Source organism: Streptomyces griseoflavus (assembly GCF_014649995.1).
Taxonomy (GTDB): Bacteria; Actinomycetota; Actinomycetes; order Streptomycetales; family Streptomycetaceae; genus Streptomyces; species Streptomyces griseoflavus.
Genome location: NZ_BMUC01000004.1, coordinates 99,821 through 117,022, shown reverse-complemented (window position 1 = coordinate 117,022; position 17,202 = coordinate 99,821). Strand labels below are relative to the sequence as shown.

At 72.7% G+C, this 17,202-nt stretch carries 17 protein-coding genes and 1 pseudogene; 8 read left to right on the top strand and 10 right to left on the bottom strand.

The window, feature by feature from the left end:
* Window positions 1-30: 30 nt before the first annotated feature.
* On the top strand, window positions 31-1,284 hold the full coding sequence (locus tag IE172_RS11450; protein ID WP_190097064.1) for a styrene monooxygenase/indole monooxygenase family protein: 1,254 nt from the start codon (window positions 31-33) through the stop codon (window positions 1,282-1,284).
* Here the strand turns inward: IE172_RS11450 and IE172_RS11445 are convergent.
* The 9 genes and pseudogenes from IE172_RS11445 to IE172_RS11410 all read right to left on the bottom strand — a co-directional run bounded on the left by IE172_RS11445 (window position 1,257) and on the right by IE172_RS11410 (window position 9,342).
* Complete coding sequence (locus tag IE172_RS11445; protein WP_190097063.1) at window positions 1,257-2,420, bottom strand: C40 family peptidase; 1,164 nt, start codon at window positions 2,418-2,420, stop codon at window positions 1,257-1,259. The genes IE172_RS11450 and IE172_RS11445 overlap by 28 nt on opposite strands.
* 103 nt (window positions 2,421-2,523) lie before the next feature.
* Complete coding sequence (locus IE172_RS11440) at window positions 2,524-2,838, bottom strand: DUF8847 domain-containing protein (RefSeq protein WP_190097062.1); 315 nt, start codon at window positions 2,836-2,838, stop codon at window positions 2,524-2,526.
* Window positions 2,839-2,897: 59 nt separating this feature from the next.
* On the bottom strand, window positions 2,898-3,551 hold the full coding sequence (locus IE172_RS11435; RefSeq protein WP_190097061.1) for a TetR/AcrR family transcriptional regulator: 654 nt from the start codon (window positions 3,549-3,551) through the stop codon (window positions 2,898-2,900).
* Between the two features lie 45 nt (window positions 3,552-3,596).
* Window positions 3,597-4,535 carry an AurF N-oxygenase family protein gene (locus tag IE172_RS11430; protein ID WP_190097060.1) on the bottom strand — a complete coding sequence of 313 codons (939 nt, stop codon included), beginning with the start codon at window positions 4,533-4,535 and terminating at the stop codon, window positions 3,597-3,599.
* 236 nt (window positions 4,536-4,771) lie between these two features.
* Window positions 4,772-4,858 (bottom strand): annotated as a pseudogene (locus IE172_RS34440) (DUF3291 domain-containing protein); the annotation flags it as partial.
* Window positions 4,859-4,924: 66 nt separating this feature from the next.
* Window positions 4,925-6,382, bottom strand: coding sequence for a penicillin-binding transpeptidase domain-containing protein (locus IE172_RS11425; RefSeq protein WP_190097059.1), 1,458 nt, complete (start codon window positions 6,380-6,382; stop codon window positions 4,925-4,927).
* Window positions 6,379-7,743, bottom strand: a complete 1,365-nt coding sequence (locus IE172_RS11420; RefSeq protein WP_190097058.1) for an FtsW/RodA/SpoVE family cell cycle protein — start codon at window positions 7,741-7,743, stop codon at window positions 6,379-6,381. Before IE172_RS11420 ends, IE172_RS11425 begins: the two co-directional genes overlap by 4 nt.
* 43 nt (window positions 7,744-7,786) lie before the next feature.
* Complete coding sequence (locus IE172_RS34435; RefSeq protein ID WP_229885954.1) at window positions 7,787-8,665, bottom strand: SH3 domain-containing protein; 879 nt, start codon at window positions 8,663-8,665, stop codon at window positions 7,787-7,789.
* Between the two features lie 170 nt (window positions 8,666-8,835).
* Window positions 8,836-9,342: a protein-tyrosine phosphatase family protein gene (locus IE172_RS11410; protein ID WP_190097057.1), complete on the bottom strand. Its 507-nt coding sequence runs from the start codon at window positions 9,340-9,342 to the stop codon at window positions 8,836-8,838.
* A 99-nt stretch (window positions 9,343-9,441) separates the two neighbouring features.
* Here IE172_RS11410 and IE172_RS11405 point away from each other — a divergent pair, with 99 nt between their 5' ends.
* Window positions 9,442-10,248, top strand: a complete 807-nt coding sequence (locus IE172_RS11405) for an NERD domain-containing protein (protein ID WP_190097056.1) — start codon at window positions 9,442-9,444, stop codon at window positions 10,246-10,248.
* A 116-nt stretch (window positions 10,249-10,364) separates the two neighbouring features.
* On the opposite strand, the gene ligD is transcribed toward IE172_RS11405, so the two are convergent.
* A complete protein-coding gene (gene ligD, locus IE172_RS11400; protein WP_190097055.1) occupies window positions 10,365-11,246 on the bottom strand; it encodes a non-homologous end-joining DNA ligase in 882 nt (293 codons plus the stop codon).
* Between the two features lie 73 nt (window positions 11,247-11,319).
* Between ligD and ku the strand changes: the two genes are divergently transcribed.
* From ku to IE172_RS11370, 6 genes are all read left to right on the top strand, one after another.
* Window positions 11,320-12,357, top strand: a complete 1,038-nt coding sequence (ku, locus tag IE172_RS11395; protein WP_455681296.1) for a non-homologous end joining protein Ku — start codon at window positions 11,320-11,322, stop codon at window positions 12,355-12,357.
* Window positions 12,358-12,459: 102 nt separating this feature from the next.
* Complete coding sequence (locus IE172_RS11390) at window positions 12,460-13,329, top strand: class I SAM-dependent methyltransferase (protein WP_190097053.1); 870 nt, start codon at window positions 12,460-12,462, stop codon at window positions 13,327-13,329.
* Window positions 13,330-13,520: 191 nt separating this feature from the next.
* Window positions 13,521-14,156, top strand: coding sequence for a hypothetical protein (locus tag IE172_RS11385; protein ID WP_190097052.1), 636 nt, complete (start codon window positions 13,521-13,523; stop codon window positions 14,154-14,156).
* A gap of 17 nt (window positions 14,157-14,173) precedes the next feature.
* A complete protein-coding gene (locus IE172_RS11380; RefSeq protein WP_190097051.1) occupies window positions 14,174-14,761 on the top strand; it encodes a toxin-antitoxin system, toxin component in 588 nt (195 codons plus the stop codon).
* A 52-nt stretch (window positions 14,762-14,813) separates the two neighbouring features.
* Window positions 14,814-16,007: an MAB_1171c family putative transporter gene (locus IE172_RS11375; RefSeq protein ID WP_190097050.1), complete on the top strand. Its 1,194-nt coding sequence runs from the start codon at window positions 14,814-14,816 to the stop codon at window positions 16,005-16,007.
* Window positions 16,000-17,202 (top strand): FAD-dependent oxidoreductase (locus tag IE172_RS11370; protein WP_229885980.1); only part of this gene is annotated, 1,203 nt, incomplete at its 3' end. The genes IE172_RS11375 and IE172_RS11370, both read left to right, overlap by 8 nt.

The following is a 17,202-nucleotide window of genomic DNA, read 5'->3' as shown; positions in this document are numbered from 1 at the left end:
CCGAGCAGCCCCCTTAGGAGCGTCCCCCGCATGCGGAAGATACTCGTCGTCGGAGCCGGCCAGTCCGGTCTCCAGCTCGCCCTCGGCCTCCAGTCGAACGGGTACGAGGTCACCCTGATGTCCAACCGGACCGCGGACGAGATCCGCACCGGGCGGGTCATGTCGACGCAGTGCATGTTCCACACGGCCCTGCAGCACGAGCGCGACCTCCAGCTCAACTTCTGGGAGTCCCAGGCCCCGAAGATCCAGGGGCTCGGTGTCTCGGTCGCGGCCCCCGGCTCGTTCGACCCGGGCCCCTCGCAGCGCGCGGTCGACTGGCTGGGCCGGCTCGACGGCTTCGCCCAGTCGGTCGACCAGCGGGTGAAGATGGCCGGCTGGATGGAGACCTTCGCGCAGCGCGGCGGACAGCTGGTCATCCACGGGGCGGCCGTCGGCGACCTCGACTACTTCTCCCGTACGTACGACCTCGTGCTCGTCTCGGCCGGCAAGGGCGAGCTGGTGCAGATGTTCGGCAGGGACGCGGAGCGCTCCCCGTACAGCGAGCCGCAGCGCGCCCTCGCCGTCGCCTACGTCCACGGCATGGGACCGCGTCCGGAGCACCCGGGCACGGAGGCCGTCCGCTGCAACCTGGTCCCCGGTGTCGGCGAGATGTTCATCATGCCGACGTTCACCACCTCGGGCCGCGCCGACATCCTGTTCTGGGAGGGCGTGCCCGGCGGCCCGCTGGACGCCTTCAAGGACATCAAGGACCCCGCCGAGCACCTCTCCCTGACCCTGGAACTCATGGAGACGTTCCTCCCGTGGGAGTACGCGCGGGCCACCAAGGTCGAACTGACCGACGCCGGCGGCACCCTCGCCGGGCGGTACGCCCCCACCGTCCGCAACCCCGTCGGCCGGCTGCCCTCCGGCGGGCTCGTCCTCGGTGTCGCCGACGTGGTCGTGGCCAACGACCCCATCACCGGGCAGGGCTCCAACTCCGCGTCCAAGTGCGCCGCCTCCTACCTCGCCTCGATCATCGAGCACGGCGAGAAGGAGTTCGACGAGGCGTGGATGCGGCAGACCTTCGACCGCTACTGGGAGACCGCCCAGCACGTCACCAAGTGGACCAACGCCATGCTCGCCCCGCCGCCGGAGCACGTCCTGAACCTGATCGGCGCGGCCGGCCGGCTCCAGCCCGTCGCCGACCGTTTCGCCAACGGGTTCAACGACCCGGCCGACTTCGAGAACTTCTTCTACGACCCGGAGAAGACCGGCGCCTACCTGGCGGAGGTCTCGGGCGCGTAACCGGCCGGCCAGCCCTCGTCCGGCCCGTCCGTCGCACCTTCGGGGAGCTCCGGCGGCACGTACCCCTTCAGGGGCTCCCCCTCCGGGTCGGGGCGCACCGCGCCGAGCACCGGGTTGGCCGCGATCGGCGAGACCTTGACCCTCGCGCCGGGCCGGGGCGCCTGCACCACCATTCCGTCGCCGAGGTAGAGCGCCACGTGCGTGGCCTCCGGGAAGTACACGACGAGGTCCCCCGGCCGCAGCTCCGCCAGGTCGATCCGTTCCAGCCGGGCCCACTGCTCCTGGCTGGTCCGGGGGACCGGCGTCCCGGCGGAGGCCCACGCCCGGGAGGTCAGCCCCGAGCAGTCGTACGTCGCCGGCCCCTCCGCCCCCCACTCGTACGGCTTCCCGAGCTGCTCCACGGCGTACCGCACCGCCCGTTCGCCCGCCGCGGTCGGAGGTGTGCCGCCGCTGCCCAGGGCGCCGGAGGCGATCAGCTCCTCCTGCGCCTCGGCGACCGTGCCGCGCTCCAGTTCGGCCAGCGCGGCGAGCTGCTCGGCGCTCAGCGACGCCAGCAGGACCTCGACCGCGCGGAGCCGTGTCCGCACCTCGTCCCGCTGCTTCCTGCTCCGCTCGCTGAGGGCGCGCCGTTCGGCGAGTGCCTCGCGGGCCCGCCGGGCCAGTTCACCGGCCGCCTTCTCCTCACCGGTGAGCCGGCCCACCGTCTCCGCCCGCTCCCGCGCCAGCCGGCCGATCACGTGCCCCTGCTCGATCGCGCGCTGCGGATCGCGCGCCAGCAGCAGACGGACGTAGGGGGAGAGGCCGGTGACGCTCTGGTACTGCTGCCGGGCCAGCCGTCCGGCCTCCGTGCGGCTGTCGCTCAGGGAGGTGCGGGTGCGGGCGAGGGCGCGCTCCAGCCGCACGGTCTCGGCGTGCTGCCTCTTCAGCCGTTCCCCGGTGGCGTTGTAGGACTCGGTGGCCTTCCCGGCCTCCCGGTACAGGGTCTGAAGCTCCGTCAGCAGTTCCGCCACGGAGCGCCCTTCGGAGCCGCCCGCGCCGACTCCCGGTTCCGGCGCCGCCGAAGCGGACGCGGGTGCGAGTACGGTCCCGGCCGCCAGTGCCGCCGTGCACACCAGTCGCAGAAGCATCCCTGACACACCATCACCTCCGACGCGGGACGGCCCGTCCGCTCCGCATCGCGAGCATCGGGCGGGCCGGCGCGGCCCGCTCGGCGAGTGTGCGCGGTTCGGCGCAACGGGGTCACCCGTCGGCGTCGTCCGGCTTGCCCCGCGGCGTGGCGTCCGGATCGGTGGCCGGCTTCGACCACGGCCACCTCGGCCGCCGGGAGGCCGGCCCCGCCGGGTCGTACAGGTACTTCCACCCCCGGGTCAGCCCGGTCCGCGAGCTCCGCGCGCGGGGCACCCGCCGGTAGACGAGCACCGTGGGCGGGCCGCCGTCCGGGGCGGGGACGGGGATGCGGTACGTCTTGGGCGGGTGCCCGGTGATGCCCAGCAGCACGGGCAGGACACGCCCGTCCATGGGCCCGCCCTCGAAGGGGGTGTCTTGGCTCTTCACCTCACCAGTTTCGGCCATCGCGCGCGGAGCCGGCCGCGGCGCTCCTCGGCCCCGGCACCTCAGAGCTCCGCGGTCAGCGTCCCCACCAGCGCGTCGGTCTGCGCGTCGCGCCGCGCGGTGACCACCAGCACCGCCACGAACTGCTCCACCAGCCAGTCCCGCAGCTCCTCCAGCGGCGGCTGCTTGCCCTCGTCGAGCCAGATCAGCGAGGCCGCCTCCACGGCGGTGATCCACATCCTGATGGTCATCCGCAGCCGGGGGCCGGGCCCGGTGACGCCGAGGTGGCGGAGGATGTGCTCGGCGGCGGCCCGGCGCACCCCGTCCACGATCGCGGTCGTACGGGACGTCTCCACCACGCTGCCGCCCTGGAGCAGGGCGCTGAAGCCGGCGTCGTGCTGGTCGACGAAGGCGAGGTAGCGGTCCAGGGCCCGGGACAGCCGGGGCAGCATCGGGCCCTCGCGCGGCTCGTCGAAGCAGTTGCGCAGCTCGTCGGCGGCGGACATCAGGGCCGCCTCGTACAGCTGCTGCTTGCCGCCCGGGAAGTACCGGTAGACCAGGGGCCGTGACACACCGGCCGCCTCCGCCACGTCGTCCAGCGACACCTCCTCCGGGGCGCGGTGGGCGAACAGGGACAGCGCGGCCTCGAGCAGCTGGCGGCGGCGCTCCTCGACGCCGAGCCGCCGGTATGCGGGGGTGGAAGCCTGCGGGGTCATGCCCGCAGCGTAACCGTCCGCGCACGCCGCCCGCCGGGGTCCGGCCTACGCCAGCAGTCCCGACGACCTCCACAGCCGCCGTCCGGCCCCGCGCAGTACCCCGATGTCGTCCAGGAAGTCCGTGAGCCGCTTCGCCCCCTGCTGCATCACGTCCCGCCGGTGCCCGCTCGCCTTCACCTGCGCGACGGCCTCCCGCCGGTCGAGGCCGACGTTGGTGTACACCTCGGGGTTCACGAACGCCACGGAGAACACCCGGGCGAACTCCCCCGAGGTGAGCCGGGTGAACTCCTGGGACCACTTCGGGGCGGTCACCATCTGGCGCCGCAGCTCCTCGCGGGCGTAGCGCACGTGCCGGGCCTCCTCGACGACGTGGATGCGCGTGACGCCCCGGATCAGCGGCTGGACCCGCTCGTCCGGGAAGGTCAGCCGCTGCATCCAGTCCAGGACCTCCTCGCCGAGCAGCGTCGCGGTGAAGGAGCCGGGCGTGGTGGACACCGTCTTGAACAGCCGTCCGAGGTTCTGGTGCACCCGGCCGACCGGATACCAGGGCGTGCCACCGCGCGTGATGACCCGGGCGAACATCTTCGAGTGCCGGCACTCGTCCTCGATCTCGGTGAGCGCGTAGCGCACGTGCGCGCTGGTGGCGGCCTTGTCGTAGACGTGCCGGACCAGCAGCTGCATCAGGATCAGCTCGAACCAGATGCCGAGCGAGGCCAGCGCGGCCGCCTCGTGCCGGGAGAGCAGGATGCGCTGCTCCTCGCTCATCCGCCGCCACATCGGGGTGCCGTACAGCGACACCAGCTCCGGCGGCCAGAACCACTTGCCGTCCTCGAAGGGCGCCTCCCAGTCCAGCTCCCGGTCCGGGTCGAAGGAGTGCCGGGCGGACGCCTCGAGCAGCCGCTCGGCCACCTGCTCCCGGTCCTTGAGCATCCCCAGCGCGTCCCGCAGCCCGTCGACCGCGTCCGCATCCGTCAGGGTCGTCATGGCGGCTCCACCTCAGGGCGTCTCGTGCTACCGGCAGGTCACCCACTTATGAGACTGCCTGTCAGCAAGCCCGTCAATCCCTTGGACGGGAGTTGTCGACGACGGGTGTGCGCGAGGGCGGCGTCAGCGCAGCGCCGGGTGGCCACCCGGCGGAGCGCACCGTCCGTGATCGGTCCGGGTGCGCTGAGTGCGTCCGTCGGACTCCGGCACATGGGAGCGATCATGAGCGCCGCACGGTCGTTCAACTCCGGGGAGTTCAACGGGGCCTTGAGGCGGGCTATGTTCACCTGGGCGAGTTCGTACGCGATGGCGGCATCGGTCATGTACCGGACGTCAGGTCGGGAACGCGGCACTCCGGGACCCCCGTCGCACCAAGTGGGCAGCGTCGTCTAGGACTTGAGCACCGCCTCCATCACCGCCCGCGCGATCGGCGCGGCCGTCCCGCCCCCGCTGATCTCCCTCCGGTTCGCCGCCGCGTCCTCGACCACCACGGCCACGGCCACCTTCGGCTCCATGTCCTCGTCGTGCTGCGCCCAGGAGATGAACCAGGCGTACGGCGTCCCGGAGTTGCCCAGCCCGTGCTGGGCGGTGCCGGTCTTGCCGCCCACCACGGCACCGGGGATCGCGGCCTTCTTGCCCGTGCCGTCCTCCACCACGCCCCGCATCAGCTCCCGCAGCCGCAGGGCCGTCGCCGGATGCATGGCCCGCCGCACCGGGCTGGAACCCGCCGACGACACCGTGCCGCCGCCCGCCCGCGTCGTCCGCTCCACCAGGTACGGCTCCCGCACCTGCCCGCCGCCCGCCACGGCCGCCGCGACCATCGCCATCTGCAGCGGCGTGGCGCGCGTGTTGTACTGCCCGATCGACGACAGGGCCAACTGCGCGCGGTCCACCGTGGTGTCGAAGGTGCTGCGCGCCACCGGGAACGGGACCCGCAGGCCGTCGTCGTTGAAACCGAAGTCGCGCGCCGTGTCCTTCATCCTCTCCACCCCCGTGGCCACCCCGAGCCCCGCGAAGACCGTGTTGCACGACCACACGAACGCCTCCCGCAGCGTGGCGTCCTCGCAGCCCTCGGACCCGTTGGTCAGCCGGGTCGTCGTCCCCGGGAGGGTGTACGGGTCGGGGGAGTCGGTCGGCTTGTCCAGGCCCTTCACCACCCCCGCGTCCAGCGCCGCCGCCGCGGTGACCACCTTGAAGGTGGAACCCGGCGGATACGTGCGCTGCACCGCCCGGTTCAGCATCGGCCGGTCCGGGTCGGCGTTCAGCCGCGCCCAGGCGTCCCGCGCCGTCCTGCCGTTGCCCGACAGCAGCGCGGGATCGTACGAGGGGACCGACACCAGCGCCAGGATCCGCCCCGTCGACGGCTCCACCGCCGCCACCGCCCCCTTCCGCGAGCGCAGCCCCTCGTACGCCGCGCGCTGCGCCGCCGGGTCGATCGTGGTCACCACGTCACCGCCGGCGTTGCGGGAGCGGGTGAGCTCGTTCCACCGCGGGAGCGGCGCGAGCAGCGGGGCGGCGCCGGAGAGCAGCCCGTCCTCCGTGTGCTCCAGCAGCGTCGTGCCGTACCCCTGCGAGGCGAAGCCCGTCACCGGAGCGTACAACGGCCCTTCGGTGTAAGTCCGTTCGTAGCGAAGGTGCTCCCCGGTGTCCCGCGACCCGGTGACCGGCCGGCCGGCGACCAGGATGTCACCGCGCGGCTGCTGGTAACGGGCAATGGCGTCACGGCGGTTGGCCGGGTTGGCCTCGTAGTCGCCGGCGTGCAGCACCTGCACGCGGGCCGCGTTGACCAGCAGGGCGACCAGCAGCAGGGCGCAGAACAGCGCGGCGTGCCGGATGTGCCGGGTCACCGGCCGCCACCCCCGCCGCCCTGCCGCCGCGCGCAGTCGCTCAGCCGGACCAGCAGCGCCACGATCGTCCAGTTGGTCACCACCGACGAGCCGCCCTGCGCCAGGAACGGCATCGCCATCCCGGTCAGCGGGATCAGCCCGGTGACCCCGCCCGCGATCACGAAGACCTGGAGCGCCAGCAGGGAGGCCAGGCCCACGGCGAGCAGACGGCCGAAGGGGTCGCGCAGGGCCAGCCCGGCCCGGTAGCCGCGCTCCACCAGCAGCCCGTACAGCAGGATGATCGCGGACAGTCCGGCCAGTCCCAGTTCCTCCCCGGCCGTCGCCAGGATGAAGTCGGACTTGACCGCGAAGCCGATGAGCACCGAGTGCCCGAGCCCGAGCCCGGAGCCGAGGATGCCGCCCTCCGCGAAGGCGAACAGCGACTGGGCGAGCTGGTTCGGTCCCTCACCCGCCTCGATGGAGGCGAACGGGTGCAGCCAGGTCTCGATCCGGTGATGGACGTGCGGCTCGTAGCGCCCCACGGCCACCGCGCCCAGCGAGGCCAGCAGCAGCCCCACCGCGATCCAGCCGGTGCGGCCGGTGGCGACGTACAGCATGACCACGAACAGGCCGAAGAACAGCAGCGAGGTCCCGAGGTCCCGCTCCAGGACCAGGACGCCCACACTGACCAGCCAGACGGCGACGATCGGGCCGAGCACCCGCCCCGTGGGCAACTGCAGTCTCCACACCCGGCGGCCGGCGTAGGTGAGGGCGCCGCGGTTCGCCGCGAGGTAGGCGGCGAAGAACACCGCCAGCAGTACCTTCGCGAACTCGCCCGGCTGGATTGAGAATCCGGCGACCCGGATCCAGATCCGGGCCCCGTTCACGGCCGGGAACAGGATCGGCGCCGTCAGCAGGACGAGCGCGACGGTGACGCACAGGTAGGTGTAGCGCTGGAGCACCCGGTGGTCGCGCAGCACCAGGACCACCGAGGTGAACAGCGCCACTCCCAGCGTCGACCAGATGAGCTGGGCCGGGGCGGCCGGTTCGCCCGGCGCCTCCAGGTCGAGCCGGTAGATCAGGACCAGGCCCAGACCGTTGAGCAGGACCCCGATCGGCAACGGCAGCGGATCGGCGTGCGGGGCGCGCCAGCGCACCGCCAGATGCGCGACCAGGGCGAGCACACCGAGCCCGGCGCCGTAACCGGCGGCGCCGGGCGGGACGGTGCCGTTCCTGGCGAGTCCGACGGCGCAGTACCCGTACACCGACAGCGTCACGGCCAGGACGATCAGGGCGAGTTCGACGCCACGGCGCCGGGGGAGGCCCCGAGCGGTGGGCGCGGGCGGATCCGCCGTCGCCAGGGTGATACCGGCCTTGCTCATGCCCGGAACTTACCGAAAGGGGGTTGCTTGCGCGCTTTGCCCGTCAGCACCAGCGTGGCGCGGGGCCGATGTTGTCGATGTGCCCGGCCGGGCCCCACGCCCAGGTGCCGTTCGTGAGCAGGTACCAGAGGGGGTTGCCGTTCACCTTGTCGCCGGGGACCTTGCAGAAGATCGAGACGACCTCGCCCTTGTGGGCGTACCGGATGATCTGCGCACCCCGGTTCGGGGCGGTGCGCAGGGCCAGCCGGTCGGCCGTCACGCGGCCCTTGTACTGACCCTGGTCGCCGTGGTCCCCGCCGGCGTTCCCACCGGCCTGGTGGTTCCCGGAACCGTTGCCGCCGGACTGCTGACCGGAGCCGGTGCTGTAGTTGTGGCCGTTGTTCGCGTTGCCGGACTGCTGGCCGGCGTTGTTGCTGTTGTGCCCGCCGTTCTGCTGGCCGGCGTTGTTGTTGTGGCCGTTGTTTCCGTTGCCGGACTGCTGGCCCGAGCCGTTGTTGTGCCCGCCGTTTGCGTTGCCGTTCTGCTGGCCGGCGTTGTTGTTCCCGCCGCCGTTCTGCTGGCCGGAGCCGTTGTTGTAGCCGCCGTTTGCGTTGCCGTTCTGCTGGCCGGTGCCGTTGTTGTACCCGCCGTTCTGCTGACCGGAGCCGTTGTTGTACCCGCCGTTCTGCTGACCGGAGCCGGTGTTGCTCCCGCCGTTCTGCTGCCCCGAGCCGTTGTCGTACCCGCCGTTCCCGCCGCCGGACTGCTGACCCGAGCCGTTGTTGTTGGTGCCCTTTCCGCCCTGCTGGTTCCAGTGGCCCTGGCCTCCGCCCTGGTTGGGGTCGTCGGCGGCGACGGCGGGGGTGACGGCGGCCGCGACCGTGAGGGCCCCGGCGGCGAGGGCTATGGACAGTCGGCGGGCGGTCGGGGGGCGCGGAGTCATGGTGGTACCTCCATGTAGGGGACAAATGGGTCATGGGTGACCTGTCGCCACACTAGGAGCGCCTCCCCGCACCCCGCCCGCCCTGCTGCGCCATCGGGACGGCGCCGCGCCCGCCGGGCGGCATCCGGGCCGCACTGCGCCCTCCGGGTGAAGCCTCCGCCCGCCGACGGCTACTCCGTCAGCTCCTCCAGCAGCCGCACCGTCGGCAGCCCTGCCCGCAGGTAGTCGCCGAACAGCTCGTTGTGCAGGGCCCAGGAGGAGCGGCGGGAGCGGATCAACCGGATCGCCGCCTCGGCGGGACGGCCCCGGCGCATCAGCGCGTGGGCCACGACCAGACCCGAACGGTTGTATCCGTGGAAGCAGCGCACGAGGACCCTGCGGCCGTCGTCCAGCGCCTCGCACGCCGCTTCGGCGAGCCGGATCACGCCCGCGAGCTGCGTCCCGTCCAGCGGCCCGTCGGGGATCGGCCACACCTGGTGCCCGACGCCCGGATCCGGACCGTGCCCGGGCAAACGCAGCAGCGTCTGCACCAGGTCGAACTGCCGGTGCACCACGGCGGACTCCAGCCGCCCGGACAGGCCACGGAACTCGTGCCCGCCCATCCACAGACCGGGCACGATCTCGTCCCAGGGGCTGTCGGGAGCCGGTACGTCGGATCGCTTCCCACGGGTACGCAACGGCGCCTCCCCACCCTGGCCGCCCAACTCCTCTCCAAGGTAACCGGCTTCTTGCCCCGTGAGCACCCGCCTGCTCCCATGGACGTGGGGTGATGGTGCATGGACCGGCTGCGCGTCATACCGACCTGGCGGCACGGCCGGGAGCGGATCCGCGTCTGCCTCCCGGACGGCCGGAACGTCGCCTGGTACGACCGGGGCGCCGGCCGGGTGCACCTGCTCGCCGCGGATTACGAGGAGGACGTCCTCACCGCACTGCGTCCCTTCCTCACCGGCCCCGTGTCGGTCGGCCCGCCTCCGGTCCCCACCCCCGCCGAACTGGCCCGCCTCTGCCTGCACCCCGACGACGACCTCGCGCCGAACCGCCCCGGCGAGGCACTGCTGATCGCCCTCGACCGCGATCCCGCCCCGGTCCGCCGTCTGCGCCGCCCCGACCCGCGCCGCGGGGAGCTCGCCGCGCAGCAGGCGGTGGGCGAGGCGCTGGACCGCGCGGAGGGCTCGGGCCGGTACACCCTGCACTCGGTCCCGCTGCCCGGAGGTGACCACATCCACCACCTGCTGATCGGCCCCGGCGGCCTGTACGCGGTCCACGCCCTGCACGCCCGCCGGCAGCGGGTCGCGGTCGCCGACCCGGTCGTCGCCGTGGGCCGGCACCGGCCGCGGCCCCTGCTGCACCGGGTCCGCTCCGACGCCGACCGGGCGTCCCACGCCCTCACCGCGCAGGTCCGCCCGGTGCTCGCCCTGGTCGGCGCGACGGACGTGACGGCCCCGGCGCCGCCCAGGGGCGTGCTCCTCCTGACGGACGCCGACGTCCCGTCCCTGGCCCTCGCGGGCGGAGTCCTGAAACCGGCCGACGTGGAGGCCCTGCACGCCATGGCCCGGGACCGGAACACCTGGGCCCGGCTGTAGAGGCCGGTCCCGCGGGCGCGGGGAACGACCGGGCTTCGTCACCCGTGCGGAACAGCGAAGGCGGCGGACCGCACCCGGCGCACCGTCCCTCCCGTCGCCGTGCGCTCACGGCGGTCTCACGGCAGCGGGCCGGCGTGCGCCGGGTCCAGCAGGGGCGCCAGCAGGTCGCCGTAGTCCTGGACCCGGGGGCCGATGTCCGGGGCGCCGAGGGCCAGCCCTTCGGGGGACCGGCAGTCCTCGACCTCCTCCCAGGTCACCGGCGCCGACACCGTCGGTTCGGGCCGGGCGCGCAGCGTGTAGGGGGTGGCCGTCGTCTTCCGGGCGGCGTTCTGGCTCCAGTCGACGAAGACCTTCCCCGGCCTGAGGCTCCGGGTCATCCGGTGCAGCACCAGCCGGGGCATGGCCTTCTCCGCCTCCACGGCCAGCCGCTTCGCGTACTCCGACACCTGATCGGAGGAAGCGCCGCGCACCGCCGCCAGCAGATGCAGCCCCTTCGACCCGGAGGTCTTGGCGTACGCCTCGATGCCGTCCGCCGCGAGCCGCTCCCGCAGCCACACCGCGACCTCGCAGCAGTGCACGATCGTCGCCGGCGCCCCGGGATCCAGGTCGAACACGATCCGGTCGGCCTGCCCCGGGTCGCCGATGAGCCACTGGTGCGTGTGGAACTCGGTGACCAGGTTCGCTGCCCACATCAGGCTCGGCAGGTCCTGCACCAGCACCATCCGGGCCGGCCCCTCGGACCTCGGCACCTCGGCGGTGGTGACCCACTCGGGCGTACCCGGCGGCACGTTCTTGGTGAAGAACACCTGGCCGTCGGGCCCGTCCGGATACCGCAGGAAGGACACCGGCCGGTCCCGCAGGTGCGGCAGCAGCACGTCGGCGACGGTCGCGTAGTAGTGCAGTACCTCCGCCTTGGTGAACCCGGTGGCGGGATACAGCACCTTCTCCAGATTGCTGAGCGCGAGCCGCCGCCCCTCCACCTCAGTGATTGGCGCCATACGATGAGAATCCCACGCATACCATGACATAAGCCCCGACAGTGATCGGCGGACGACCGGAAAGGTGCTGCACGTGAGATCCATCTGGAACGGCGCGATCTCGTTCGGCCTGGTCAGCATCCCGATCAAGCTGGTGAACGCCACCGAGAACCACGCGATCTCCTTCCGCCAGATCCACACCGAGGACGGCGGCCGGATCCGGTACCGCAAGTTCTGCGAGCTGGAGGACCGCGAGGTCACCGGCCAGGAGATCGGCAAGGGCTACGAGGACGCGGACGGCACGATCATCCCGATCACCGACGAGGACCTGTCCGCCCTGCCGATCCCCACCGCCAAGACCATCGAGATCGTCGCCTTCGTCCCCGAGGACCGGATCGACCCGCTCCAGATGGACGCGGCGTACTACCTGGCGGCGGGCGGCGCGCCGGCGGCCAAGCCGTACACGCTCCTGCGCGAGGCGCTGAAGCGGAGCAACAAGGTGGCCATCGCGAAGTACGCCCTGCGCGGGCGGGAGCGGCTGGGGATGCTCCGGGTGGTCGGCGACGCCATCGCCATGCACGGACTGCTCTGGCCGGACGAGGTCCGCGCCCCCGAGGGCGTCGCACCCGACACCGACGTCACGGTCCGCGACAAGGAGCTGGACCTGGCGGACGCCCTGATGGACACCCTCGGCGAGGTCGACCTGGAGGACCTGCACGACGAGTACCGGGAGGCGGTCGAGGAGGTCATCGCGGCGAAGGCCTCCGGCGAGGCCCCGCCGGAGTCGCCCGCGCCGGAGCGGGGCGGCAAGGTCCTGGACCTGATGGCCGCCCTGGAGAACAGCGTCCGCGCGGCCCGCGAGTCCCGTGGGGAGCAGCCGGAGGAGGAGGCCGAGGTCAAGAGCCTGCCGCAGCGCGGCGGGTCCCGCTCGTCGCCCAAGGAGACCGGGGGCAAGAAGTCCACGTCGACGGCGAAGAAGAAGACCGCGTCCTCGGCCCGCGCATCGGCGTCGAAGACGAGCCGGGCCGAGAAGAAGACCACGGCGAAGAGCACGTCCAAGGCGACGGCGAAGAAGACGCCCGCGAAGAAGTCCACCGCGAAGAAGACGGCGTCCCGCAAGCGCTCCGCCTGAGCGGGTGCCGTGACCGGGACCCGGACGCCCACACGGACGGAGTCGCACAGGGAAGCGACCACCGGCACCCGGGAACCCGCCCCGCACGGCACCATGGGAACCATGCCCGACGACAACCGGATCGTGAACACCCAACAGTTCGAGGCGTGGAACGGCTACGAGGGCCGGCACTGGGCCGCCCACCAGTCGCGCTACGACGCCCTCAACGACCCCGCCAACTCCCCGCTCCTCGACGCCGCCCGCATCCGCGACACGGACACCGTCCTGGACATCGGCTGCGGCAACGGCCGCCTGACCAGGCTGGCCGCCCGCACCGCGCACCACGCCGTCGGCGTCGACCTGTCGGCCCCCATGCTGGAACGGGCCCGCGAGACCGCCGCCGACGAACACCTCACCAACGTCACCCACCTCCAGGCCGACGCCCAGGTCCACCCGTTCGAGCGTGCCTCCTTCGACGTCGCCCTCAGCCGCTTCGGTGTCATGTTCTTCGCCGACCCGGTCGCCGCGTTCGCGAACATCGGCCGCGCCCTGCGCCCCGGCGGCCGCCTGGCCTTCGTCTGCCCGCAGCCGTTCGCGGCCATGGACCAGTCGGTGATCTTCAGCGCCGTCGCCGGCCACGTCACGCTGCCCGACTTCACCGAGAAGCAGGAGACGGGCCCGGCCGCCTTCGCGGATCCCGCCCGCACCACACACGTCCTCGGCGAGGCCGGCTTCGAGCACATCGCCGTGGACCCGCTCGAAGTGGTGCAGCGCTGGGGCACGGACGCGACCGACGCCGCCGACTTCCTCTTCGGCTGGGGCCCGATGCGCCACTGGCTCCGCGACGCCACCCCCGCCTCCGTCGCCGACGCCCACCGGGCGGCCACGGCCGCCTTCGACACCTACGCGACCGACGAGGGCGTGGACCTGACAGCCCGCTACTGGCTGGTGACCGCCACCTGGCCCGGCACGGACCACCCGCACGACGCCTGACCCCACCGGAGGCGACACCCGCCCCGAACACGAGCCGGGGCGGCCCGTTCCCACGCCCCGCCCGAGCGGCCGGCGCCGCCCGGGCCGGAAATGATCGTTGCCTGACGATAAACGATCGTTGATTTCCCGAAAGCGGGACGCGTACGCTGCGAGCGCACCGGACCCGTCGACCTCACCGTGGGAGCCCCCGGATGGAGCCACCCACAGCGCCCACGCCACTCCCCGAAACCCTCCGACGCCTCCACGCGCTCATCGAGGAGCGGGGACTGAACCGGTCGGAGATCCTCGACTCCCGCGACCTCGCCGCCAGGACGCTCCTGCCGGAGGAGACGGTCCGCACGCTCCTCGAAGGCCGCACCCCTCCCGCCGACACGGTCAACGACCGCGTCCGTGCCCGCATCAAGACGATGGCGGACGCCCACCTCACCCGCACCGGCACACGCATGTCGAGCCTGGCCGCCGACCTCTCCCGCCGACTCGGGGTGTCGGCCGTCTGGGCACGGCAGGTGTGCGCCGGCGACAAGGTGCCCAGCGTCCAGCTCCTGCACGGCCTCGTGGGCTTCTTCCACGTCCCCGGCGGCGAGACGGCCTTCACCGCCGAAGCGGCCGAGGTACTCCACCGCGCCCTGCTGCCCCTCCTCGCCGCACTCGAGCCGCCACGCGCCCCGGAACCCGCAACCGACGCGCCGACAGCACCGTCCGGCCACGACGACGTCCGCGCCATCGCCCTCAGACAGGCACGCGACCTGCCACCGGAACGGTGGAACGTCCTCAACGCGACCTTGCAGGCCCTGCTGGACCTCGACAACGACCAAGGGAACCCATGAGCAGGCCATCACGGGCGATGCGAAAGCTCAGCACCGAACTCGTGCGCCACTTACGGCCGCCGACGGACCACGGCGACCTCATCACCGGGATAGGCCGGGCACTGAGCCTCGTACGGGGCCGCCCCGTCCGACTGCGCGAGGCCGCCTTCCCGCCCGCGACCGCCAGCGGCGTCTGGGTCGACCGCACCGACCGCGACCTCATCGTCTACGAGCAGAACACCGGCCCGGAACACCAGATCGTGATCATCGGCCACGAGGCCTGGCACATGTTCCAGGGCCACGGCAGCCCGGGCACCGACCTCCGCCCCACCGCCGCCCGCGCCACGGACAGCGCCCCGGCGGAAGCACTGACCGCCTTCGTGGCCACCGTCTCCGAGGCCGCCCGGACCCACCTGCCGCCCGACCGGCACAGGGACGCGGCCCTCCACTACGCCGCACGCACCGACGACGACGGGATCCGCCAGGAACTCGAAGCGGAGCACTTCGGCTTCCGCTTCGCCACGGACGTCCGGGCCGCCCTCGACGAAGCCCGGACAGCCGGCGACCCGCGCCACCTCACCGGGCGCATCCACGCCTCCATGGCACACCGCTTCGGCCCGACCTGACCAGTCCCCGCGCCCCTCCTGCCGCGACCGCAACGAGGAAGGAAGCAGCACGGTGACATCCGGACCGAGCAGCCTCGGCTTCTACGTCTACGGGGCCATGCTCCTGCTCGTCTGCGCCCTGAAGATCCCGGCGCTGCTCCGCAGACGCCACGACACGCTGCTCCGCGCGGCCTGCCTCCTGCTCCTGGCCGCCGGCTGCCTCATGATCTTCGCCGCCCCGGACTCCATCACCGCACTCAACCGGCTCACCGGGATCACCAACTTCGCCGCCCCCGTCGTCTACGCGACGACGACCGCGTTCGCCGGGGCGAGCCTGCTCCTGATCATCAACTGGCGGCCGGCACCCCCGGAACGGACCCGACGCGCCTCACGCCAGTGCGTGACCGCCTACGGCCTGACCGTCCTCGCCATCGCCGTCCTCTTCTGGGCCGGTGACACGCCCACGGAGCAACCCACCCTCTTCGACGCCCACTACGCCACCACCCCCTTCATCCGGGAAATGATCGTCACCTACCTGACCGCACAGGGCGTCGCCATGATGACCGCGAGCATCCTGTGCCTGCGCTGGTCCAGAGAAGTCCACGGCTGGTTACGGGCGGGCCTGCGCGTCCTCGCCCCGGCCTACCTGATCATCGTCTGCTACGACGTCCTGAGACTGACCGCCGTGACCGCCCGCTGGACCGGCCACCACCTCGACTTCCTCGTCGACGAGATCTCCCCCCGACTCGCCGCCCCCGCGAGCGTCCTCGGCATCCTCGGCTTCGTCCTCCCCCTGCTCGGACCCCGCCTCGCCGACACCACCCGCGCCGTACGGCAACTGCGGCAGCTCGCCCCGCTCTGGCGCGCCCTCCGCGACACCCCCACCCCCGGCGCCGTCCGCGTCCCCCTGCCGTGGTGGCGGACACCACCCGCCGTCCTCCTCACCGGACGGAAGACCGCCCTCTACGACGCGATCCTCGCCCTGACCCCCTACTGCGACCCCGCCGTCCGCGAGGCCGCCCACCGCACGGCCCTCCGCCACACCGGCGACGCGGCCCACGCCGCCGTCACCGCCGACGCCGCCATGCTCCTCGCCGCCCGCGAACGACAACGCACCACCACCCCCCACCAACCACCCGACACCACCCCGCCCCTGCCCCACCGCCCGCACGACCTCATACCGCTGTCCCGGTCCCTCTCCTCACCCGTCGTGCAGAACTTCCGCCACCACCGCACACCCCCGCAGAAAGCAGCCCACCATGAGTGACACCCCGCGCCGCGGTCCCTACCGAGCCGTCGTCATCGGGGGCAGCATCGCGGGAATGCTCGCCGCGGCGGCCCTCAAGGAACACGCCGACTCCGTCGAGATCATCGAAGCCCACGAACTGCCCGAAGGCCCCCAACCACGCACCGGCGTCCCCCAGGCCGCCCACATCCACTTCCTGCAGACCGGCGGCGTCGAGGCGTTCGACGCACTCCTGCCCGGCACGACCGCTCTCCTCCTGGCCGCCGGAGCCCACCGCATCCCCGTCACCACCAACATGGTCATCTACTCGCCCGAGGGCTGGTACCGCCGCTGGAAACGCGCCACCCACCACCTCATCACCGCCAGCCGCGACCTGACCGACCACATCGTGCGCGGACAGGTCCTCAAGGACCCCCGGATCAGCGCACGCACCCGCACCAGGGCCGTCGCCCTCCTCGGCACCCACCGCCACATCACCGGCGTACGCGTACGCACCGCCGACGGCACCGAAACCGACATCCCCGCCGACCTCGTCATCGACGCCTCCGGCCGAGCCTCCCGCACCCCCCACTGGCTCGCCCGACTCGGCATCACCGGCCTCACCGAGGACCGCATCGACTCCGGCCTCGTCTACGCCAGCCGCTTCTACCGCGCCCCCGTACCCACCCACGACTGGCCCGTCATCGGCGTCCAGGCCGACCCCGGCCGGCCCGGCCCCGCCAACTCCGGCGGCATCCTGCCCATCGAGGGCGACCGCTGGCACGTCAGCCTCATGGGCGCCCCCGGAGCCCACCCCACCAGCGACCCCGACACCTTCGAGACCTACGCCCGCACCCTGCGCCACCCGATCATGGCCGACCTCCTCGCCCACGCCGAACCCCTCACCGACGTCAAGGTCACCCACAGCACCACCAACCGACGCCACTACTACGAACGCCTCACCCCCTGGCCGGACGGGCTGGTACTCCTCGGAGACTCCGTCGCGGCCTTCAACCCCTCCTACGGCCACGGCATGTCCGTCGCCGCACAAGGCGCCCTCGCCCTGCGCGACGTCCTCGCGACCGGCCCGACCCCCGGCACCGCCCGCCGCGCCCAACGCGCCATCGCCAAAACCATCGACCCCGCCTGGGCCCTGGCAGTCGGCTCCGACATCCACTTCCCCACCACCACCGGCAAGCCCGTCAACCCCGCCGACCGCCTCCTCCACCGCTACATC